Origin of the sequence: Lentilactobacillus kefiri, from assembly GCF_007989105.1 — a bacterium.
GTDB classification, from domain to species: domain Bacteria; phylum Bacillota; class Bacilli; order Lactobacillales; family Lactobacillaceae; genus Lentilactobacillus; species Lentilactobacillus kefiri.
This window is the reverse complement of the sequence record NZ_BJVK01000019.1, coordinates 1-22,577: the sequence shown is the minus strand read 5'-3', so window position 1 is coordinate 22,577 and position 22,577 is coordinate 1. Positions and strand designations below refer to the sequence as shown.

Annotated in this window: 23 protein-coding genes; 10 read left to right on the top strand and 13 right to left on the bottom strand. The window is 43.5% G+C overall.

Annotated features, from left to right (window positions below; translation table 11 throughout):
• Positions 1 to 32 precede the first annotated feature (32 nt).
• On the top strand, positions 33 to 1,517 hold the full coding sequence (locus LKE01_RS07605) for a hypothetical protein (RefSeq protein WP_054769523.1): 1,485 nt from the start codon (positions 33 to 35) through the stop codon (positions 1,515 to 1,517).
• A 78-nt stretch (positions 1,518 to 1,595) separates the two neighbouring features.
• Here the strand turns inward: LKE01_RS07605 and LKE01_RS07600 are convergent, their stop codons facing one another.
• The 7 genes from LKE01_RS07600 to LKE01_RS07570 all read right to left on the bottom strand — a co-directional run bounded on the left by LKE01_RS07600 (position 1,596) and on the right by LKE01_RS07570 (position 8,944).
• Positions 1,596 to 2,108, bottom strand: coding sequence for a hypothetical protein (locus tag LKE01_RS07600; protein ID WP_056982400.1), 513 nt, complete (start codon positions 2,106 to 2,108; stop codon positions 1,596 to 1,598).
• Positions 2,109 to 2,198: 90 nt separating this feature from the next.
• Positions 2,199 to 3,362, bottom strand: coding sequence for an acetylornithine transaminase (argD, locus tag LKE01_RS07595; RefSeq protein WP_056982373.1), 1,164 nt, complete (start codon positions 3,360 to 3,362; stop codon positions 2,199 to 2,201).
• 14 nt (positions 3,363 to 3,376) lie between these two features.
• Positions 3,377 to 4,126 carry an acetylglutamate kinase gene (gene argB / locus LKE01_RS07590; protein WP_056982371.1) on the bottom strand — a complete coding sequence of 250 codons (750 nt, stop codon included), beginning with the start codon at positions 4,124 to 4,126 and terminating at the stop codon, positions 3,377 to 3,379.
• A gap of 13 nt (positions 4,127 to 4,139) precedes the next feature.
• On the bottom strand, positions 4,140 to 5,348 hold the full coding sequence (gene argJ, locus LKE01_RS07585; RefSeq protein WP_054769522.1) for a bifunctional glutamate N-acetyltransferase/amino-acid acetyltransferase ArgJ: 1,209 nt from the start codon (positions 5,346 to 5,348) through the stop codon (positions 4,140 to 4,142).
• Between the two features lie 16 nt (positions 5,349 to 5,364).
• Positions 5,365 to 6,393 carry an N-acetyl-gamma-glutamyl-phosphate reductase gene (gene argC / locus LKE01_RS07580; RefSeq protein ID WP_054769521.1) on the bottom strand — a complete coding sequence of 343 codons (1,029 nt, stop codon included), beginning with the start codon at positions 6,391 to 6,393 and terminating at the stop codon, positions 5,365 to 5,367.
• A gap of 368 nt (positions 6,394 to 6,761) precedes the next feature.
• Positions 6,762 to 8,072, bottom strand: coding sequence for an O-acetylhomoserine aminocarboxypropyltransferase/cysteine synthase family protein (locus LKE01_RS07575; protein WP_056982369.1), 1,311 nt, complete (start codon positions 8,070 to 8,072; stop codon positions 6,762 to 6,764).
• Entirely contained in the window at positions 8,069 to 8,944 is an 876-nt protein-coding gene (locus LKE01_RS07570; protein WP_054769520.1) for a homoserine O-acetyltransferase/O-succinyltransferase family protein, read from the bottom strand. Before LKE01_RS07570 ends, LKE01_RS07575 begins: the two co-directional genes overlap by 4 nt.
• Positions 8,945 to 9,364: 420 nt before the next feature.
• On the opposite strand from LKE01_RS07570, the gene LKE01_RS07565 reads away from it, so the two are divergent.
• The 5 genes from LKE01_RS07565 to LKE01_RS07545 all read left to right on the top strand — a co-directional run bounded on the left by LKE01_RS07565 (position 9,365) and on the right by LKE01_RS07545 (position 14,165).
• The gene (locus tag LKE01_RS07565; RefSeq protein WP_054769519.1) at positions 9,365 to 10,147 is read left to right on the top strand and encodes a threonine/serine exporter family protein; all 783 of its coding nucleotides are present in this window, start codon (positions 9,365 to 9,367) and stop codon (positions 10,145 to 10,147) included.
• Positions 10,144 to 10,602 (top strand): threonine/serine exporter family protein, encoded by a 459-nt coding sequence (locus tag LKE01_RS07560; RefSeq protein ID WP_054769518.1) that lies wholly within the window; start codon positions 10,144 to 10,146, stop codon positions 10,600 to 10,602. Before LKE01_RS07565 ends, LKE01_RS07560 begins: the two co-directional genes overlap by 4 nt.
• A gap of 12 nt (positions 10,603 to 10,614) precedes the next feature.
• Positions 10,615 to 11,790, top strand: coding sequence for an amidohydrolase (locus LKE01_RS07555; protein ID WP_054769517.1), 1,176 nt, complete (start codon positions 10,615 to 10,617; stop codon positions 11,788 to 11,790).
• A 272-nt stretch (positions 11,791 to 12,062) separates the two neighbouring features.
• On the top strand, positions 12,063 to 13,421 hold the full coding sequence (locus LKE01_RS07550; RefSeq protein WP_056982367.1) for an FAD-dependent oxidoreductase: 1,359 nt from the start codon (positions 12,063 to 12,065) through the stop codon (positions 13,419 to 13,421).
• 102 nt (positions 13,422 to 13,523) lie between these two features.
• Complete coding sequence (locus tag LKE01_RS07545) at positions 13,524 to 14,165, top strand: NAD(P)H-binding protein (RefSeq protein WP_054769516.1); 642 nt, start codon at positions 13,524 to 13,526, stop codon at positions 14,163 to 14,165.
• 74 nt (positions 14,166 to 14,239) lie between these two features.
• Here LKE01_RS07545 and LKE01_RS07540 read toward each other — a convergent pair whose 3' ends face one another.
• Entirely contained in the window at positions 14,240 to 15,634 is a 1,395-nt protein-coding gene (locus tag LKE01_RS07540) for a DHA2 family efflux MFS transporter permease subunit (RefSeq protein WP_056982365.1), read from the bottom strand.
• Positions 15,635 to 15,789: 155 nt separating this feature from the next.
• Here LKE01_RS07540 and LKE01_RS07535 point away from each other — a divergent pair, with 155 nt between their 5' ends.
• Complete coding sequence (locus tag LKE01_RS07535; protein WP_056982363.1) at positions 15,790 to 16,224, top strand: MarR family winged helix-turn-helix transcriptional regulator; 435 nt, start codon at positions 15,790 to 15,792, stop codon at positions 16,222 to 16,224.
• Between the two features lie 69 nt (positions 16,225 to 16,293).
• Here LKE01_RS07535 and ahpC read toward each other — a convergent pair whose 3' ends face one another.
• From ahpC to LKE01_RS07520, 3 genes are all read right to left on the bottom strand, one after another.
• Positions 16,294 to 16,857, bottom strand: a complete 564-nt coding sequence (gene ahpC / locus LKE01_RS07530; protein WP_056982361.1) for an alkyl hydroperoxide reductase subunit C — start codon at positions 16,855 to 16,857, stop codon at positions 16,294 to 16,296.
• 215 nt (positions 16,858 to 17,072) lie between these two features.
• Positions 17,073 to 17,393, bottom strand: coding sequence for a carboxymuconolactone decarboxylase family protein (locus LKE01_RS07525; RefSeq protein ID WP_056982360.1), 321 nt, complete (start codon positions 17,391 to 17,393; stop codon positions 17,073 to 17,075).
• 2 nt (positions 17,394 to 17,395) lie between these two features.
• A complete protein-coding gene (locus tag LKE01_RS07520) occupies positions 17,396 to 17,812 on the bottom strand; it encodes a cupin domain-containing protein (RefSeq protein ID WP_169790311.1) in 417 nt (138 codons plus the stop codon).
• A gap of 96 nt (positions 17,813 to 17,908) precedes the next feature.
• Here LKE01_RS07520 and LKE01_RS07515 point away from each other — a divergent pair, with 96 nt between their 5' ends.
• Positions 17,909 to 18,346 carry a MerR family transcriptional regulator gene (locus LKE01_RS07515; protein WP_054769513.1) on the top strand — a complete coding sequence of 146 codons (438 nt, stop codon included), beginning with the start codon at positions 17,909 to 17,911 and terminating at the stop codon, positions 18,344 to 18,346.
• Positions 18,347 to 18,390: 44 nt separating this feature from the next.
• Here LKE01_RS07515 and LKE01_RS07510 read toward each other — a convergent pair whose 3' ends face one another.
• Together LKE01_RS07510 and LKE01_RS07505 are read right to left on the bottom strand one after the other, a co-directional pair.
• Entirely contained in the window at positions 18,391 to 19,575 is a 1,185-nt protein-coding gene (locus LKE01_RS07510; protein WP_054769512.1) for an SAM-dependent methyltransferase, read from the bottom strand.
• An 86-nt stretch (positions 19,576 to 19,661) separates the two neighbouring features.
• Positions 19,662 to 20,111 (bottom strand): MerR family transcriptional regulator, encoded by a 450-nt coding sequence (locus LKE01_RS07505; protein WP_054769511.1) that lies wholly within the window; start codon positions 20,109 to 20,111, stop codon positions 19,662 to 19,664.
• A 230-nt stretch (positions 20,112 to 20,341) separates the two neighbouring features.
• Between LKE01_RS07505 and LKE01_RS07500 the strand changes: the two genes are divergently transcribed.
• Positions 20,342 to 21,814, top strand: a complete 1,473-nt coding sequence (locus tag LKE01_RS07500; RefSeq protein ID WP_056982357.1) for an MDR family MFS transporter — start codon at positions 20,342 to 20,344, stop codon at positions 21,812 to 21,814.
• Entirely contained in the window at positions 21,814 to 22,530 is a 717-nt protein-coding gene (locus tag LKE01_RS07495) for a DUF4811 domain-containing protein (protein WP_054769510.1), read from the top strand. The genes LKE01_RS07500 and LKE01_RS07495 overlap by 1 nt, the downstream gene beginning before the upstream one ends.
• The last annotated feature ends 47 nt before the right edge of the window (positions 22,531 to 22,577 follow it).

Here is a 22,577-nt window from a genome sequence, read left to right as displayed (position 1 = left end):
GCAATTAATTCAAGAAAAGGATGAGATAAGTAATGAAGAAACCGTTAAAAGCTATTGTTGCAGTTGCCCTGGCCTTCACAGCTGCCGGATTTGTTGCCACGTCGGGAAGCGCCAAAGCCGATATTATCGATGTCCCCGGTGCCGTCAAATCAATTCCGCAAGTTAATTTGGGAAATGTCTTAACCAATTACGATTCCGATGACCTGAAGACGATTGATAACACATCGCCAGTGGGAAACATGGATCGGAAATATAACCAGGGAACGATCGACCCGTCAATGGATAACCAAGGTGACACGTTTGCAACAACCGCAGCCACCACTACTACCGCCAATTCATTTAAAACCCAATGGTTCCTGCCAGATGGCTTTAATGTTACCGACTACCAACACGGAAACTTTCAAAGTGTCGCGCTGGACAACTCCGGGAATGTCTACTTCGTCGAGTCCAACGGAAGTGACACCAACCTGGGAGTCATCATCAAATTTGATACCAACAAACTCAAACAGCTTGGATTGGAAAACGATCCAATGGCATTGTGGACAGCGTTCAACTACTTCAACCCATACACGGATGAAGGTGCTCAACACAACGAACAATATGAGAACTACTATGAATCCATGAAGAGTTCCTTTAAGAGCGTCAAATCACTAAACAACAAATTGGATGAGGTCAAATCAAACATCAATGGTTTGGCGAATGCCAAGCGGACAACCAAAGCCAAATACCAAAAGGCCAACGGTACATCAAAGGCTCGTCTTGCAAAAGCATTGAAAACAAACGCCAAGAAAGCTGCTGCCGACCAAAAGAAAGCTGCCTCCCTTCAAAAAGAAGTCGATAGTAATCAGGCCGACATTAACAAAATAAAAGCAAAGAATCCCGAATTATTCAAAAACATCGAGATCGCCAACACCGCGCAACTCAGTCCTCAAGTTGATATCGGTCATGGTCAAACGTTAACCTTCAACCCTCAAAACAAGCATTTATATTTGGTTGAAGATAATACCCTAACCGATCTCAGAAACCGTGACGAGAATAATACCGTCATGGAAATGGATCCAAATACTATGGAGCCGATTCGTCAATATAATTTCAAGATGTACCAGGGAACCAAAGGCAACCTTCAGCTCCATACACTGGTATTTGATAACAACGGTAACGCCTATTGGGGCCGAAAGAATGGCATGGGCTACATGTTCTTCTATGGCCGACTCGATGAGAACAGCGTGAAGTTTGCGGCTGTTCCGGAAAAGCTGAAGACTCGTGGTGGTTCGCCCAACCAAGGTGTCGCATTCAACAACGTCAACAATCGAATTTACATTGTCTCTGATGATGTTTTAACTTCGATCCCGATTTCCAAGCTGGAATCAGGGACTGCCACTCCAGAAGACATCAACTATTCTGTGTTCCAGTCAAAACGCGAATGGGAATGTCTGGCATTTGACCAACAAGGTTATGGTCACCTGTTAGCCTTGTGGCCTGCAGAATTGATGAAGACAACCGAACCACTCAATTAAGTAATTCAGCTCTCCAATCACAAGTTTCGCCAATATAATATGACACAACAAAAGCCTGTAACTTCAGTCAAAACCGAGTTACAGGCTTTTGTTATGCCGTAATTTCTTATAAATGGCATAGATCAAAAAGATCGGGCCAAAAATAATAATCAATATGTTCAAAATGAGATTCTTAACAACTGTATAGGCAAAGTCTGCCGCTCCTTTGTAGGACTGGGTTTGAGAATACTGATACTCCCAAGGATTGGCAGTAACACCATTAGCAGACCAGGAACGGCCCTTATGATTGGCCTGAGCATCCGAATGATGAAGTCTTAAAGCTTTGTCTTTGTATGTTTCAAATTCCGTTGAATCCTTTTGGTAGAGCTTTTTCATCTGGGCTCTGGCGATTGGTAAAATCATGATCAAACAAACCAGAAAATACCAATCAAGTGAAGAGAGCCGCCATACCAAGTGATAATCGCTGGTCTTAGAAATTTCGGGAATGGAAATCGCCCCATCATAAAAATAAATCAATAACAGCGCAATTCCGCCCGTCAGCCAATACCAAAGGCATTTTAACGTCGAAACAATTGGTTTCACCCCAACCATCCCTTTCAAAGAAAAGAAGTATCTTAAAGATACCGGTTATCCCAGGGAATGTAAAGGCAATATGAGAAAAAATCATTCCAATTTCACATTTTAAATTAATGATGATTCAACGGTCGCATCAACGTTGGCCAATGTATCAGTAATCAAGTCAATTCCCTTTAACAGGTCCGCTTCGCTCATTACCAACGGTGGCAGCAAACGCAAAGTGTTGTGCTTAGCCGATAAGGTCAGCAGACCATTTTGCTGAAGGTGAGAAATAACGTCCGCAACCTTGACTGAATCATTTAAGTGAATTCCAATCATCAATCCAAGCCCACTGATGCTATCGACAGCTGATAATGGTAGGACTTTCTTTCCAAGTGCATCAAATACTGCCTTGGACTTCTTTTGAACCCCCTTTAAGAAGTCGGGTGTCAACTGCTCAAGGACAGCTTTGGCTGATGATAAGGCGATTTTATTGCCACCAAAAGTTGTTCCGTGAGAGCCGGGGCCAAATGCCGATGCCAATGACTTTTTACCCAGCATTGCCCCAATCGGGAGGCCGTTACCAAGGGCTTTGGCACATGTGATAATATCCGGATCCAAATCAAAGTTCTGAAAGGCAAATTTTTTACCGGTTCGGCCAATTCCTGTCTGAACCTCGTCAATAATCAGTAAAACACCCTGCTCATGACATTTTGCAGCCACTTGCTTGAGCCAGTCACCATTGCCGTCGACAACGCCGCCTTCGCCTTGAATCACCTCAAGAATGACCGCTGCCAAATCATCGGTAATAGCCGACAACGCGTCTGGATCGTTGTAATCGGCAAACTGAACTTCCGGTACCAGCGGCTTAAAGCCGGCCTGAATATCAGGGTTCCCGGTTAACGACATGGATCCATAGGTTCGGCCATGAAAGCCATTGTTGAATGCCAGGACTTTGCCCTTTCCGGTTGCTTTTCTGGCCAACTTGAAAGCTGCTTCATTGGCTTCGGTTCCGGAATTGCAGAAAAAGGCCAACATCCCTTCAGGACACAGTGCATTGGCAACGTCATCCTGCAGCTGGCTGGGATACAAATTGGAAGTGTGCCAAATTTTTCCCAACTGATTTAAGACACTGTGTTCAATCTTGTCGTTGCTGTAACCGAAGCTGCAGACGCCAATGCCACTGGTAAAATCCAAATATGATTTCTGTTGATTATCGACTAAATGCCAGTCATGACCCGAGACAATTTCCATCGGGTATTGGGCATAGGTTGGAAAGATATGTTTCATCATTTTGATCTCCTTTAGATTGCGAGCTGGTTAACCGATAAATGGGTACCGGTATGCTGCAGCTGATTTGTGATTTCAACTTCTTTTACACCGTGTTTGAGAGCGTCGAAGGCGGCCCTGATCTTGGGTACCATGCCGGACTTAATAAGCTCTGCTTCAAATAGTTGATTGGCCTTTTTCAGACTCAATTGGCCGATTACCCGACTATTGACCATCACGCCAGGAACGTCGGTGACCAAATACAACTTTTCTGCGCCAAGCAGCCGGGCAATCCCCGCTGCTGCCACGTCCCCATTAACATTTAAATAATTTCCAGAACTGGTAACGGCTAGCGGTGCACAAACGCCGATGCCCTGAGACAGGACTTGGTTTACGTAAGGGTGATTGATGGCGGTGATTTTTCCAACCTCGCCATACACAGGCTGGTCTAAATACGCCCCCGTTACCACATCCTGTCCAGATGCATTCATGCCTACCACTGGGAGGCCATGGGCAGCCAAATGCCGGCAGAGCGTTGGCTGAACCAGTCCCAGCAAGACAGCTTGGGTAACCTTAAGCGTTTGTTGGTCGGTAACCCGAATCCCATTAATTTTGTTCACAGGCAAATTCAACTGCTGACTCCATTCAGAAATTTGTGGGCCACCGCCGTGGACAATCAGAATTTGTTTGCCTTGATCATGCCAGCTGTGTAATTGCTGAAAGAAGGCTTCTGAAAGGTTGTTTGTGGCGTTTCCGCCAATTTTGACGACAATGATTTGACTCATGGTCCTTCACCTCCTAGCTTCGATATGATGCGTTAATCTGGACATATTTATAAGTGAGATCACAGCCCCACGCGGTTCCGGAAAATTCTCCCACATTCAAGTCAACATCAATCGTGACCTTCTTTTGCTCGAGAGTTTTAGTGACTTTATCGTCATCAATCCCGGTTCCCAAGCTGTTCTTAACCAATTGGAGGCCATTGATACTAACACTGACGCCATTCACATCGACGTGAGCGGTTGTCTGACCAATTGCCTGCATAATTCTGCCCCAGTTGCCATCTTTGCCAAAGATCATTGCCTTAACCAGGTTGGAGCCAACAATTGCTTTGGCAACTTGTTGTCCTTCCAAATGACTGTCGGCGCCGGTTACATTGACCTCAACCAGTTTGGATGCTCCTTCACCGTCACCGGCAATTTCCTGTGCCAAATGGGCCAGGACTTTCTTGAAGGCCATCACGAAGGTTGGGTAATCCTGACTATCTTCTTGTAAAGGCTGGTTACCGGCAGCTCCATTGGCCATGACAACGACCATATCGTTGGTAGAGGTATCGCCATCCACCGTAATTTGATTGAAGGTTTCATCAACCGTGGAACTCAGTAGTTCCTGAAGATGGTTGCCTTCAATGGCGGCATCTGTCGTCACAAATCCCAGCATTGTCGCCATATTCGGGTGAATCATCCCGGAACCCTTGCAAAAGCCGGTTGTCGTCACTTCATGACCATCAACCATACACTTCACAGTGATTGTCTTGGCGTGGGTATCAGTGGTTAAAATTGCTTTGGTCAACCCACTGTTCTTTGTTAATTTGAGATGCGAAATGCCATCCTTTATTTTCGCCATCGGTAAGGGCTCACCGATCACACCGGTTGAAGCAATCCCAACCAGTTCAGGTTGAATCTGCAGTCGATCCGCCGTCATCTTTTGCATCATCAGCGCATCGCCTTCCCCTTGGTTTCCGTTGCAGGAATTTGCGTTACCGCTGTTCATTACAACGGCCTGCAGCTGATGGGCAAGGTTAATGGTTTGCTTGGTCAGCTTGGTTGGGGCAGCTTGAAACTGGTTGGTCGTGTACACACCGGCTGCATCCGCAGGGGCTTCCGAATAGATCCAACCCATGTCATCGGAATCCTGCTTGAGTCCCGCGTGGGTTGAGTCGGCATAAAATCCTTTGGGCCATGTAAAAGTACTTACTTCAATTAAATCTTCACTTGTCATCTGCATCGCAATCTCTCCTTAGTTATGGTAGGAATGTCTGTAATTCCAGACCACTCGATTCTTGGTAGTTAAACATCTGGTTAAAGTTTTGAACAGCCTGACCGGCCGCTCCTTTTAATAAATTATCAATGACACTATCGGCCATTACCGTGTGGGTTGTCGGATTATAAACGACGCCGATGTGGCAGTTGTTGGTCCCCACGACTTGTTTGATATCAGGTAAATGTTCACCTGAATAATGAACGAATAATTTGTCGTCATAAATTTGGTGGTACGCTTCATCGATTTTAGCCGCGTCAACGCCAGGTTTTACCTTGGCGTAGATGGTACTCATAATTCCACGGGTGATGGGAATCAGCGTTGTCATAAATTCAATCGCCTTAACATCCCCATTCCAACGTTGAAGTTCCAACATGATTTCTGGAATGTGCTGGTGTTGGTTGGGCTTGTATATTTGCAAGTTGTCATTTGCCTGGGTGAAATGAGTTGATTGCGCCGGCTTTTTACCTGCACCGGAAGTTCCGGATTTGGCATCCACGATAATTGAATCAGGATCAATCAAATCCAACTTCACCAGGGGTGCCAACCCCAACAACGTTGCCGTTGCGTAACACCCGGGATTTGCCACGTAATTCTGGCCATGAGCGGAGTGGAAATCTGCCAATCCGTAATAGGCTTGATTCAATGCTTGGGCTGGTGCTGAAGGTTTGTGATACCAGCGTTGATACTGTGCTTCGTCGTTTAGCCGCAAATCACCGGATAAATCAATTACTGGGAAATCGGCTTTGATATACGGCTGACTCAACTTTGATGTCACCCCTGCCGATGTCGCAAAGAATACCAACTGATTGTCGGCCATGATGGCATCTGGATCATATGGTTGAACCGCCGTGTCATCCGAATAAAAAGCCGGCACCATTTCAGAAAGTTTCTCATTTTGTATTAACTTGTGATCGTATAGATGAATTTCATCTACCGCTGGGTGTTGGCGTAAAAGCTGATATAATACCATTCCCGCGTACCCGGTTATTCCAACTAAAGCTACTTGCAAATCAATCGCCTCACATTTTCTAAATATTCAATTAAAGGAATATTAATGAATGAAAACATCTTACAACGTCATGCAGGAAAATGCAACGTTTTTTAAGTATTATTCATGTTTTTATTTTATTATCAATATTTATTCATTTATACGGCTAAATTCATGTATATTAGCCTGACAAATGAAATTTATTCACACTTCTATTCATGCATAATAATTTATTATTTGTTAGCTAAATATTCATTCGGTTGAATCTTCATGATCACTGTTTATCAGTTAATGAACCTCACCCTGAATTTCAGGTTATAGACAATAAAAAAGGAATAATCACGGCCAAACCGCAATTAATCCTTCTATGTTATAAATCATTATCTGTTTTAACCGACTGCTTCTTCCACTTCGTCAGGAATCTTATCAAGTGCCTGACTCAAATCTGCAATCAGATCGTCAGCATTTTCAACACCGACAGACACCCGGATCAAGTCCGGTGTGATTCCGGCTTCTTTCAACTCTTCCTCGTTTAATTGAGCATGAGTGGTGGATGCAGGATGGATGATCAACGACTTGGCATCAGCGACATTTGCCAACAGTGAGAATAACTTGAGATTTTGAATCAGCTGTTTGCCGGCCTTTTCGCCACCCTTTAGTCCAAGTGTGAAGATTGAGCCGACCCCTTTCGGGAAATACTTCTCGGCCAGGTCGTGATATGGACTGTCTTCCAAACCGGGATAGTTAATCCAGGCAACCTTGGGGTGATTGTGCAGGAATTTAACAATCTTCTGGGTATTTTCAACATGCCGTTCAACCCGCAGCGACAATGATTCCAGTCCCTGAAGCAGGAGGAATGAATTAAACGGGCTGATCGTGGCGCCCAGGTCCCGCAGTGATTCTGCCCGAACCTTGGTTGTGAATGCCGCACCACCAAGATCACCAAACACCAGTCCATTGTACTGGGCATTCGGCTCGGTAAATCCAGGGTATCGGCCGCTGGCTTTCCAGTCAAACTTGCCATTTTCAACAATCACGCCACCCATTGTCGTTCCGTGACCGCCAATAAACTTGGTGGCTGAATGGAGCACAACATCGGCTCCATGGTCCAGTGGTCGGACGAGGTATGGCGTACCAAAGGTATTATCCACAATTAAAATGATTCCGTGCTTGTGGGCAATCTTAGCAACTGCTTCAAAGTCAATCAGATTGATGCCGGGATTGCCGATGCTTTCAATATACAGCGCTTTGGTGTGGTCATTGATTGGCTTCTCAAAGTTGGCCGGATCATCCGGATCCACAAAGTGGGTCTTAATTCCTAACTTTGGCAGGGTCACATTCAGTAAGTTGAAGGTGCCGCCATACAGGGTGCTGGCTGAAACAATTTCGTTCCCTTTACCGGCAACGTTGAGGATGGCTGCGGTAATTGCTGCCGACCCGGTTGCCAAAGTCACCCCGGCCGTTCCATTTTCCAATGCAGCGACCCGCTTGTCGACAATATCTGTCGTTGGGTTGGTGAGCCGGGTATAAATGTTTCCGGGATCCGTTAATCCAAATCGACCGGCAGCCTGCTCAGGACTGTCAAAAACGTATGAGGTTGTTTGGTAAATGGGAACTGCACGTGATCCGGTTTCATCTACGGTTTGGCCAGCGTGTACTTGAAGGGTTTCGAAATGTAAGTTGTTATTTTCTTCTGTCATATTGATAAGCCCACTTTCTTATTTGCGATAATTTTCGTCCAGTTGTCATAAATCTGAATGCTACTGTCTTTCCAAGAATAATCAACGGTACCGGAATCCTGATCAATGAAGTAATGTTTCGGCAATCGAATTGGCATCTGTTCATAAAGGTCCCGATAATATTCCAATGCCAGGGTACCTTCTGCGTATTCCGGATGGCCGGTGATATAAGTGCTGTGAAGCCCCGCTGCTGACAAAATAATTGGTCCTGTCTGGGTGGATGAAGCATCAACCGACAATTCTTCCGGAAGATGGTCTTCATCCAAGACAATGCCCGTGTGGCGAGATTGCGGCATCTTCAATGCCTGCTGACCACCGAAGCCTTCGGTAATTTCAGATCCGGCTTTAATGTTGTCTGCCTCAAAAATGCCAAATAGTTTACTCAACAACAGGTGTTTTCGAATACCAAAATCATTGAACAAACAGGCTTGAGCAGCCCAACATTCATATAGGCATTCAGTGACGTGGTCCCTTGACCAATCGATGATTGTCTGAATTTCATCCCAATAATCAACTTCACTGAATGCCAATGTTTCGACGGGTGCTCCCGTAATGATCAAGCCATCATAGTGGGCATCACGAATCTGGTCCAGACAAACATAATCCCGTTCGATATCAGCACGCGAAGTTCCTCGGAAATGATGTGAACGCGGATACATAAACGTGAGTTCTGCATCAGAAGAAATTTCACTGAATCTGTTCAAAAATTGTCTCTCCGTACTATGCCGGGTTGGCATCAGATTCAACACCAAGATTGATAGAGGATTAGTTACTTCGTGGTTGACCCACTTTTGTTCTGCATTCAAAAACCCGTTAATTGCATTTGCCGTCATCCAAATCATCTCCTTAAAATAAATAAAAAAAGCTTCCGTCCACGTAGTTATAAACTACGGGACGAAAGCTTCGCGATGCCACCCTGATTTGCCGTCATCTCACAACAACGACCTCGACAGGTACTCATAAAAATACCCCGCTATGTATCGGTAGCGACCGGGAATCCTAGCCTTGTGACCGGATCCTGACTCAGAGCTCATCTTCACGCCGCTGCAAACCACTTCTCTCACCAAACGAAGCTCTCTTTAGGAATGCATTAACGTTACTCTTCTCTTCAACGTCTCAAGTGTTTTTAATAATTGCTGTAACTTTATCATCTCAGCAAGCCCTTGTCAACAGATTTTCAGAAAATATTTTTCGCATGATTAAAATTATATGAGCTTATAATAGACTTTATAGAATAATCTAGGGGTGAAAATATGGACCAATCAATATCCGAAGATGAACTGATTTCCGTGTGCGGCAAAGTCGGCAAAATTCTTCTCACAAGCGGTGCCGAAACTTCAAGAGTCGAAGGAACCGTCGAATACATCGGCCGGGCAGCTCATTATGAAATAACCTGCCATGCCACGATTACCGCTTTGTTTGTCGGCGTCAAAAACCAGACCAAAACGCACCTGGTCAAAGTCCGTCTGGGTGATTTTAACTTGGAGAAGGTCGATGAAATCAATACAATGTCACGTAAATTTGTAAATGGTCAAATCGATTTCAATGAGCTCAAGAAGACCATCAATCAAATCGATAAAAAAGTCATCGACTTCACCTGGCCTCAGAAAATCTTTGGTGCCGCGCTGGTTTCGGTTGCACCAATGCTGTTGTTTAAAGCAACCTGGGCTGATTTGGGACTAGCCTTTTTCGTTGGAATTTTTGGTTACCTGGCCGCTGCTTTATCCAGTCCCCGAATCAAAACACCGTATGTGGCTGCTGGCCTGGGCGGATTTACAGTTGGCTTTCTTGCCGCAGTCCTGCAGTCCCTTGGAATTGCCACCAGCGCCGGTAATATCATTGTCAGTGCCCTGATGCCTTTGGTTCCCGGCGTCGCGATTACCAACTCCTTTCGAGAAATTATTGACCGCAATACCATTTCTGGAGTTGTCCGGGCAGTCGATGCAATTATCATTGCCGGATCAATCGGAGCCGGGGTCGTCCTTGGCGCATCCCTTTCAGCAATGATTTTCAATTTGATTGGAGGCCGCTTATGAGAGTATTGATTGAGTTAGTCGTCAGCTTCCTATCAACAGTCGGCTTTGGATTGGTGACCAATGTCCCCCGCCGTTCACTTTTACCAGCCGGGATTACCGGATCACTTGCTTGGGTTGCCTATTATTTGGTCCTCCAAGTGGATAACGGTCTGATTCTGCCCAACTTCACAGCAGCCATTGTTATCGGAATCCTGGGAAATATTTCCGCTGTTATGTTCCGGGTTCCCGTCAATATTATCTACGTTCCCAGCCTGGTATCATTGGTCCCCGGTGGCATTATGTATTTGGGGATGCGCAGTTTTACCCTGGGTAATGAAATTCGAACCGGCCGGTACATGTTTAATGCGTTAACGATTGCGATCGCCCTGGCGGTCGGGTTTGTGGTGGCCGAAGTACTGTTCTACAAAATGAAGCCATTTTTGATTCATAGTCTGCAAAGGCGGAAAAATAATTAGGAGGTCTTTTATTTGGATTTGATAAATGAACTCATGCAGCATTTACAAAAAGATGAACCTGAAATGATCAAGATCAGGCGTCATCTCCATGAGCATCCAGAAGTATCCTTCCACGAAAAAGAAACGTCAAAATACATCAAAAATTACTACCAGGATATGGACTGCCAGGTTCGGGACTGCGGTGACGGCTATGGCATCTTAGTTGATATCGACAGTGGCAAGCCGGGTTCCAAGCTGGCATTGAGAGCCGACTTTGACGCGTTGGCCATCCAAGAAGATAATGATTTGCCGTTCAAATCACAGAACCCAGGTGTCATGCATGCCTGTGGGCACGACGGTCACACTGCTTACATGATGGTCTTGGCTAAAAATCTGATTAATATGAAAGATCAACTCAAAGGGTCGATTCGAATTATCCATCAACCGGCTGAAGAAGTTTCTCCCGGTGGTGCCAAATCAATGATTCAAGATGGTGCCCTTGATGATGTTGATAACGTTGTCGGCATTCATGTAATGTCATCAATGCCCACAGGTGCCATCGGCTACCACTATGGCGAAAGTCAAACCGGCCGCTCAGATTTTACAGTGAAATTCACTGGTAAAGGCGGTCATGCTTCTATGCCTCATCTATCCAACGATGCCATCGTTGCCGGAAGTTATTTTGTCACCACCCTTCAAACCGTTGTCTCAAGAAGGCTCGATCCGTTTGATACCGGCAGCGTAACGATTGGTTCGTTTGACGGTGCCGGATCGTTTAACGCTATCAAAGAATCGGTCACCTTAAAAGGCGACGTTCGGGTAATGAAAGAAAGTACCAGAAAGAAAATCCGCGAGCAAATTGAACAGATTGTCCACGGAATTGAGGTCACGTTTGGGGTAACTGCCGACTTGGATTACGACGACAACTATCCTGTTTTGTACAACGACCCCAGTTTCAGCAAGCAGGTCATCAACACGCTGAAAGAAGCCAACATCCCGGAGATCACCGACTTTGGTGCCCAAGACCCATCGGAAGACTTTGCGTATTTCGCACAAAAGAAGCCAAGTATCTTTTTCTACGTCGGCTGCATGACTGCGGACGGCAAGAATCACCCTCACCATAGTCCAGATTTCATGATGAATGAAAAATGCCTGTTAATTGCAGCTAAAGCAGCTGGAACAGTTACACTAAAATATTTGTTGAAATAAGTTGTTCAAGCATCCTGAATTCAGGGTGCTTTTTCTTTGCAAAATTGTTTTGGTAATCAAGCTAATGACAATTAAGTTAAAATGATTCTAAATATTTATACTGAACAGATTTTGAAGTGTGAAAGCCCATGTTTAACCATCTTCGTGAGATTAATAAAAAGTACATTATAATCATTCTAACTTATTAGTACCATTTTCGGTTGGGATATGTTACGCTTTATTTAACAAGTGAATGACTTGTTAATGAATATTTACGAAAGGCGGAATCATTGATGAAAGTTATTGTTGTAGGTTCATCTCATGGTGGATTTGAAGCCGTTAGAGGAATATTAGCCGAAAAACCTGATACTGAAATCCAATGGTATGAAAAAGGAGATTTCGTTTCATTCCTGTCTTGTGGAATGCAATTATATCTCGAAGGAGTTGTCAAAAATGTCAACTCTGTTCGCTATGCAACTGCCAAGGGCATGCGTGCCAAGGGAGTGAACGTATTTGTTCACCAAGAAGTCACATCCATCGACCCAAAGGCACATACTGTCACTGTCCATAATCTGGACGATGATTCAACTCGCGAAGAAAAATACGATAAATTGATTTTGTCTGCTGGAGCCGTTCCCGCGAACATTCCGGTTCCAGGAAATGATCTGGCAAACATCTATGCAATGCGTGGCCGTGACTGGGCAATCAAATTAAAGGCCAAAACCGTTGATCCCGATGTCCAAAATGTCGCTGTTATCGGTGCCGGATACATTGGAATTGAAGCAGCTGAAGTCTTTTCCAAGGCTGGCAAGCACGTAACCTTAATCGACATTCTTCCCCGCCCACTGCAATTATATCTGGACCAGGAATTCACCGATATTTTGTCAGACACAATGAAAGATCACAACATTTACCTTGCAACCGGCCAGGGCGTTAAGGAATTTGAAGGCAAAGATGGCAAAGTCAGCGTTGTTAAAACCGATCAAGCCGAATACCCTGCTGATTTGGTTATTGAAACTGCCGGGATTCGGGCAAACACCGGCTGGCTCAAAGATACCCTTGATCTAACCGAAAAAGGGTTAGTCAAAGTCAACGACCATTTGGAAACCAGCCAGCCTGATATCTATGCGGTTGGTGACAGCACCAAGGTGCCATTTGCCCCAACCGGCAAGGAATTGCAGATTGCCTTGGCTACCAACGCCCGTCGTCAAGGCCGAATTGCCGCTAAAAACGTCTTGGGCCATGACATGAAGATGCCGGCAGTTTCCGGTTCATCCGCATTGTCAGTCTATGACTACCACTTCGCTTCAACCGGTATCAAGGAAGGCACATCAGACGCAAACGGCGTCAAGAGTCAATCCGTATTTGTCACTGATACGACTCAGCCACCATTTGTTCCTGATGAAGCCGGTAACGAAAAAGTATACTTCAAGCTGACTTTTGATCCCGATACTCATCGAATCTTGGGTGCCCAGATCATGTCAAAGCGTGATGTCACTGCAAACATCAACGCAGTCAGCTTAGCCATCCAAGGAAAAATGACTTTGGAAGACTTGGCTTACGCCGACTTCTTCTTCCAACCAGGATTTGACCGTCCATGGAACATCATGAACGTTGCAGCTCAAAAAGCTTTACAAGATTTAGATCAATAATTATTTAAATGATTCCTCCCAAAAAAGATTGCTCACCGTTACTCAAAACGTGATTTGCGTTATAGTAAAGGCGTATGCAAATCTTTTAAGGGAGGAATTTTTTTGAAAACTGTATTAATTCTTGGTGCTGCTGGACAGATTTCCAGTTTCTTAATTCCACAGCTCTTAAAGCAAACTGATTTTAATTTAAAACTATACGCTCGAAATGCCAATAATCGGATTAAGGTGACCGACCCCAAACGCGAAACCATCATCAATGGTGACTTCAACGATAAAGACACCCTCAATCAGGCAATGGATGGTGTCGATGCGGTCTACCTCAACGAAATGCGGGATCTGACATCCGTTAACAATATCATTGCAGCAATGGATGCTAACCACGTCCGTCAATTCATCGGTGCCACAGTATTAGGCATCGAAGACGAGGTCAAAGGTGCCTTGGGTCAATGGAATACCAGCATGATTGAAAGCTCCATTACCAAACGAAAGAAAACTGCCAAAGCCATCGAGGATTCCGATTTGACTTACACCCTGCTTCGCCTGGCATGGCTCTACGACAAGGATGGAAACACCAATTATGAAATCACTCAAAGTGGCGAACCATTTGGCGGCACAGAAGTCACCCGTCAAGCTGTTGCACAACTGATAATCGATATCTTAAATGACGATTCACGAAAGTTTGCCCGCAAGAGTATTGGTGTCAATGAACCGAACGCCAACTTTGATAAGCCTTCATTTTACTAATGTGAATTCAAGAAAAAAAGATGCCCATTCCTCACTGGAATGGACATCTTTTTGATTATTCACAAGAAGCCAACTTAATTTGAGGCATCTTGATCTTGATTCCGAGATTTGTCAAAATGCAATCCCGTAAAAATACAAATAATGTTAACAACTTCTAAGACCATTAGCACGATGAACGCATGCTGGGCTCCAACAGCCGTGGTGTGAACATAATCGGTTTTAACCTGAGCCAATGCCACAACCATTGAGATAACCGCGGTTCCAAATGCTCCGGCAAACTGCTGAAGGGTGTTAAAGACGGCGTTACCATCGACATTTTCAGCTTTGGGGATCTGTGCCAAACCATTTGTGATAATGGTCGACATTCCAAATCCGGTTCCAAGCATCATCAGAATATAACCAATCAGCTGTGATACTGGGCTGGCAGATAATGCTTCCACCAACAGAACGATGAGTCCCATTGTTTGAAATACTAATGCGATGGTAATGGGCTTGGTTGGTCCCAAACGATCATAAATTGTCCCACTAACTGGTGCCAAAATGGCTCCCAAGGCTGCTCCGGGAAGTAATAACAATCCGGCAGTCAATGAAGATGTGTGGGCCACAATCTGTAAATAATTTGGTAAAACAAAGGCAACCCCAACGTTCATAATTTGGAAAACAACAAAACTAACAACGTGTAAATCGAAAGATTTATTTTTAAAGACGTTTAATCTGATAATTGGATCATCAATATGCTTTGAGCGGACAATAAACCCGATCAGGCCAATAATGCCAATTAAGCCATAAATTGAAGCGGTGGTAAGTGATGCTTCGATGTTGTTAAGTCCTAAGATTGCACCGGCAAAGAAGATCGCAATGGCAATCCATGAAGGGAAATCCAATCGAACCTTTACGGTTTTTGAAACTTGGGTAATCGAGAAGATCCCCAAGAATAAAGCAATCACCATGATGGCCAAAAGAATGCCAAAGATTGCGTGCCAGTTAAGGCCAATTAACAATCCTCCGTATGTTGGCCCAAGGGCTGGGGCAATGGCCGTAACCAAGGTTCCAATCCCCATTAACAGACCAATTTTGTCCAATGGTGCCTGTTCCAAAATAATATTAAACATCAAGGGAAGAGCAATTCCAGTACCTAGGCCTTGAATAATCCGGCCAATTAACAAAACGTCAAACCGATTAGCCAAGGTACAGATGAGTAACCCGACAATAAAGAACGCACTGGCGGTAAGAAACAGCTGCATGGTGGTAAAGCGGCGCTTCAACACTCCAGAGATTGGAACGATAATCGAGACAACCAGCAGGTAACCCGTGGTTAACCACTGAATGGTTGCTGTGTCGACGTTAAACTGTGTCATAAGAGTTGGAAATGTTACATTCATTGCAGTCTCAATCAGCACCCCACAGAATGCCATCAAACCGGTTGCAACAATTGATAAATAAAGTTTAGTTGATATTTTACGTGTCATAAATTCCTCCAAAAATTAATAGTTCTAATTCGAACTGTTTACTAATTTAACACCTTTAGAATATAAAATCAACTATAAAATCGTTTACAATTTAGGAAAAGTTCGATAGAATGATCAAGAACGAAATTAGTTCGAAATGGAATTACGAGGTGCATATGGCTGATCAGATTGGTATCATGTTAAAAAATTTAAATAACGATCTTCAACGTTACTCGGACCGTGAAGCAAAAAAGATGGGTATCACTCAAGTTCAAATGAGTATCATTGACTTTATTTATCGTGATGAAGAAAGTCGTGAGCTCTATCAAACAGATGTTGAGCGTGAATTTAATATTCAAAAATCATCGGCAACAACCCTGCTTCAATTGATGGAGAAAAAAGACCTCATCGTCAGATCCCCATCCAACCACGACAGCCGATACAAGATGATTCTTTTAACCCCAAAGGCGCGCCATTTTGCAAAACGAATTCGAGCCTTCTATGATCATAATGAAAATGATCTTCGCCAAGTGTTGGGAGACGATGTCGATTCGTTTATCAAAAACTTGCGGTTGCTTCGAGATGACATGCGAAATCGTTTAAAGGATTAATCAAAAATAGCAGGTCAACGACAAAAATGTCATTGACCCGCTATTTTACTTTATCAAACGCATATTTATCTAAATCTTACCAACAAGTTGGGTTCCTGGCTTCAAAGTCTTTTCTCCAGGCTTCCAGTTAGCTGGGCAAACTTGATCGCCATGTTCAGCAACAAATTCTGCAGCTTCAAGGGTTCGAAGGACTTCCTTGGCGTTACGGCCAATACCCATATCATTGATGGTGTATGAACGAACCTTTCCTTCAGGATCGATGATGAATACACCACGGTAAGCTTGACCTGCTTCTTCATCCAAGACACCAAAGAAACGTGCCAGTTTGCCGGCTGGGTCGGCAATCATTGGATATTCAACCTTACCAACTTCTTTACTCTTTTCATGCCATGCTTGGTGAACAAATTCAGTATCTTCGGAAACTGAGTAGATTTCAGCGCCGGCCTTTTTAAAATCAGCGTAGTTATCTGCCAAGTCACCTAATTCAGTTGGACAAACAAATGAAAAGTCAGCTGGGTAAAAGAAGACGATTGACCAGTGTCCCAACAAATCTTTCTTGGTTACCTGCTTAACATCCCCGTCTTGAAATGCGTTTACCTTAAAATCATCAATTTCTTTACCAATGAAATTCATATTTGCATCCTCCTATGTCAGTCATTTTTTAACCAACTCAAGTGTACGATAAATTTTAACAGTTTTCAATAATGATTCTAAACTAGTTGGCATTTTTTGACAGGAATACCCAAGTATTGGCATTTTCATACATCATTGATACTTGTAATTAATTAGTCTTTTTATAAATAAAGCAGTTGGTATACATCCGGCTGCTTTACTTTTTATGTTTATCGTTAGGATTTAAAAATCTTCTTTGCAATTCCAAATGCTGACCAAGCCTTTGGCCACCCAGCATAGAACGCCAACTGGGTAATTATTTCAACCATTTCATCTTTGGTCACCCCATTTGCCTTGGCCATCTTCATATGGGCTTCAAGTTGTGGGAATAGGCCTTGTGACATCAAGCTCGCACAAGTGATCATACTGCGATCCCGTGCAGAAAGCTTAGATTGTCTTGACCAAACTTCTCCGAATAAGACATCATCATTCAGTTCGGCAAACTTGGGTGCAAAATCGCCCAAGGCGTCCCGACCTGCTGTTTGTTTTTTTGCCATTGTTATTTGACCTCCAATTGATCGTATTCCGTATCAGATACCGGTTCAAGCCACTCTGGTGTTCCCGCCGTGATTGCAATATGGGAGAACCAGCTGTCTTTGGTAGCGCCGTGCCAATGTTTAACACCATCGTGCGTAACGACAACGTCACCCGGTACCAAATACTGTGCCGGCTTGCCGTCTTCTTGATACCAGCCAGCACCTCCGGTTACCAGTAAAATTTGATAACCGTTGTGGTGAATATGCCAGTTGTTGCGACATCCGGGTTCAAAAGTAACGTTGCTGACACCAACGTTGACTGTAGGATCGTTTACCAATCCCTGCAAATAACTTTGGCCGACAAAATACTTGGCATAAGTATCATTCTTCGAACCAATGGGAAATATCACGCCATTTTTTACATCTTGATTTTTATTCATCATATCCTCCTTAAGTTGTCTATTGACTTTACAAATAGTACAATACAACTTAAAGTTAACTTTAAGTCAAACAAGACTTTCAATTGGAGGAATATCATGCCAACTAAAACTAAAGAACCGACATACGAAATTGGGGAGTTTGCCACACTGGTCGGGCTATCGGCCCCGACGATCCGATATTATGAAAATCAGGGACTGCTAAAAGCGCAGCGAACCGCTAACGGACGCCGCTACTTTACTGAGCAAGATATTAAGTGGGTTAAATTTCTGCTCCACCTCAAAGGTACCGGCATGAGCATCAATGATCTCAAAAAGTACGTTACCTGGCGAGCCCAGGGAGATGCCACCATCCCCAATCGACTAGATTTGTTGAAAGATACAAAGGCGGATTTCATGACAAAATACCGGCAGGTCCAACATCATCTGCAAATTTTAGACGATAAGATCGCTTGGTATGAAGCAAAGGAATCCGGTCAAGATACCGGTAAAGAACCATTTGCAGATTATCTTAAACGCATCGGCCACACAGTATAAAAAAGGGAAACACAAAATTGCGTTTCCCTTTACTATTATCTAAATTATTCGCCCTTGGCTTTGTAAACGTATTGGCGAGTCATTGGCAGACCAGTTCCACTTGGTGAATTGGTCAAAAGATATTGCATAACATCAATATTTCCGGCTTCAAATGAAGCAGCACAGGCTTGTAGGTACATGCCCCACATTCTGGAGAATGGGACCCCATACTTTTCCTTCACTTGATCGATAACCTTGGTGTAGTTATCGTACCAAATCTCCAACGTCTTTTGATAATGACGGCGCAGAGGCTCTAAATCGCTCATCTGCATCCCGGCATCCATGATATGAGTCATGTTTTCGGCAACGTTTGGAATGTATCCACCATGGAAAATGTACTTGTTCAAGAATGGATCAACTCCGGCACCTTGATGTTGGCCGGTAATCCCATGAATTAATGCACGACCTTCAGGCTTCATGAAATCATGAACCTTTTGGAAGTACAATCCAAGGTTTTCCTTGCCGACATGTTCGAACATTCCGACTGAAGTGACGTAATCAAATTGACCTTTGACTTCACGGTAGTCTTCCAACAAAACATTAACCTTGTCTTCAAGATGACGTTCCTTGATTTGCTGCATGGTGTAATCGTATTGTTCCTGGCTCAAAGTGATTCCTGTTGCTTTTAAGCCGAATTCTTCGGCAGCCATGAACAATAGAGTTCCCCAGCCACTTCCAATATCAAGCAATGAGTTGCCGGGTACTGGATTAAGCTTGTGTAGAATATGACGGTCTTTATTAATTTGAGCCTGTTCCAAAGTATCGTCATCATGTTCAAAATAAGCACATGAATAAGTCATACTCTTATCAAGCCACAATCTATAAAAATCATTACCGATATCATAATGCTTTTGAATATCGCTCTCACTAGCCTTTTCGGAATGAGATACCTTTGGTAAATGCTTCAAAAATGGATTGTTGGTCAAAAAGCTGTGGTCGGCTCTGAATGCGGAGGCAACCAAATCTTCAATGCTGCCTTCAATTTCAATATCACCGTTCATATAGGCTTCTGCCAACACCAAAGTTGGTTGTGAAGTCATTTTCTTTAATGGAATCTCTTTTTTAATATCAATTTTAACTTGCGGCTCGCCATCGCCATAATTTTCAGTCTTGCCATCCCAGTATGTGACTGAAACTGGAATATCAAATGCGTGGCTAAGCAATTCTTTGTAAGTGATCTTCTCTAACATGAATTCTCCTCCATCATTTTTAATAACACTACATAGTGTAACGCTTATAGGGGTACAAAAAGCAAGCGTTAATTTCTTCAAATTTCTTAAATTTTATTTTCGGCTGGAACAACTTTAAACTTGGTTCCTTCTTTACTAACAACCGCATAAAGGATTGACTTCTTATCATTGTCGTCCAAGTACCCCAGGTTAACTGCGGGCTGACCATCGATTGTGGCCATTCCTTCAAATCGGTCAAATAAAACCTGTTTCAATAATTTTAATTCATGACTCTTAGACTCGGCCTTCTGCGCAGCCACTGAAAGGGTATATCCCTGATCTAACAACAGCTTCATCTGATAAACCTTCATCAGCATACTATAGGTAAATTTTCGGTTCTGCCCTTTTCCCTGAATGCTTTCGATATAGCCCTTACTTTCCCAATAACGAAGTTTGGTTTGAGAAACCCCGGTCGCGGTAGCAACGTCACCGATTCCAAGATGCCAATCGTTATTTTTCATGATTTGAGCCAGCTTGTGCTGGAACTCCTTGTCCACAATGATCCCTCATTTCCAAATGACAAATATTTGTAATTGCTTCCATTGCCTTGATATCGGCATTGCAATTATTAAATTGTCTAATACCGGTGAGACATTTATTAACATTAAGTATATATTTTTAAATATGTTTGTCAAGATGCTTGATAATGACGTCGAATAATCTTATATTAGTCCCTGTTCGATTTTTAGATAAAATCAAAATTTTACAATAAAGAAGGTAGTAAATCGTGGGTAACACATTAGATAAAAACGGGAAACCATATAACCGCGGCTTAATGATTATCGTTATTCTGATTGGAACATTCTGCACGGTTCTTAATCAGACAATTCTTTCAACCGCATTTCCTACTATTATGAAAGCATTCGATGTCAATACATCGACTGTTCAGTGGTTAACGACTGGATTCATGATGGTTAACGGAATTATGATTCCTGTTAGTGCCTGGCTGAGCACAAGATTTAATTCAAAGTGGCTGTATATTGCTGCCATGATGGTCTTTTTTGCCGGAACGATTGTTTGTTATATCGCTCCCAGCTTCGCCGTTCTGTTGATTGGCCGTTTAATTCAAGCACTGGGTGTTGGTGTTACCATGCCACTCCTTCAGACAATTATGCTGTCAATCTTTCCACCCGCAAAGCGTGGAACCGCCATGGGGCTTGCCGGAATTGTTATCGGACTGGTGCCTGCCCTTGGCCCAACCCTTTCAGGATGGGTTATTGATAACTGGACCTGGCGTGATCTTTTCGGAATGATCATCCCATTAATGTTCCTGGTTATTCTTGCCAGCTTCTGGTTCGTTAAAAGCGTCTTGGATACCAAGAAGACCGGCATCGACATATTATCAATCGCAATGTCGACCATCGGATTTGGAAGTTTGCTTTACGGCTTCTCTTCTGTTGGTGAAGATGGCTGGGGCAGCACCACAGTTATTTCAACGTTAATTGTTGGTGTGATCTTCATTACACTGTTCATTTGGCGACAATTAACCATGAAGACACCATTCTTGGAATTCCGAGTTTACCGTTCATTTCCATTTACAATTTCAGCTGTCCTTAGTTCCGTCACCATGATGGCCATGGTTGGAGTTGAAATGGTTATTCCATTGTACCTGCAGATCGTTAAAGGAATGTCAGCATTCCATTCCGGATTAACCCTGTTGGCAGGTGCTTTGATGATGGGAATTATGAGTCCCATTACTGGTCGAGCTGTTGACCGGTATGGTGCCAAACGCCTTTCAATCATTGGAATGTTCCTCTTAACACTTGGTTCAATTCCATTCATCTTTATTACCAAGAGCACCTCAACTTTGTACATTGTTGTCTTCTATGCAATCCGGATGTTTGGGATTTCAATGACAATGATGCCTGCAACCACCGTTGGTATGAACTCGTTGCCAATCAATTTGATTAGTCACGGAACCGCTGTTAACAATACCCAGCGACAGATTGCTTCATCAATTGGAACTGCGGTCTTAATCAGTATTTTGACCAACGTTACCAAGAGCAATCAGCCCGGCAAATCAATGCTGACAACCAATCCGTTGGGCTACCGTGATCACATGATCAACGCCACCTTAACCGGTTATCATGCCGCATTTGCCATTTCACTACTCTTCTGTATCTTAGCCTTGATTACCGCCTTCTTCTTGAAAAACCGTGGTCACTCAAGCGACTATACTAAAAAAGGAGATGAAGACTAATGATTGTTTTAACACTTGGTATTGGCGTGGTTCTCTCATTTATCTTCTTCATCTACATTTCCAACAAGCCGACAAGTTACACATTAACTGCGCTGTCACTGCTGTTGGCAATCGTATCAATGGTTTTCATCATTAAAAATGACCGTGACCATTACGGAATGAAGCAGGTTACCACGACAACCACAACTCAAATTTACCCAGTTGGCAACAAACAAATGCAGATGCTTTTGTATCAACCAATTGGTACCGCAAATAAGCATCAAGTCTACATCTACCAAAAGCAACATGATTCAAAGAAAAAATCCCATACCCAAACGACTGACACCACCAACAAAGTGGTCAAAGTTAACGGCTCGACTCATCTTGTAACCAACACAACCCGTTGGGAATACAAGAATGACGCTGCCAAGTTCTGGTTTGGAATTGCTGGTGAAAATCACAAGTTTGTTAAACGCCAAAACATTTTTTATGTCAATCACTCAGTTCAAGTGCTGTCTGTTAAACAAGCCAAGGCCTTAAAGAAAGTCATGGCAAGCAAGTCTTACCAATCAAAACTTAAGGTTCAGGCAAAAGCATTCATTACCAAACAAGTAATGGCTGCTATGAAGAAAGATCCGACGATGTCAGCTGCTGATCGTGCCAAGGTTACGAAGCAGGCTCAGGCGGAATTTCAAGCACAGGCTGTTAAAAATGTTTTGAAACAAATTCAAAAATAATTAAAATCGAAGGATCTCACTCGCTGAGGTCCTTTTTTGTATCTGGC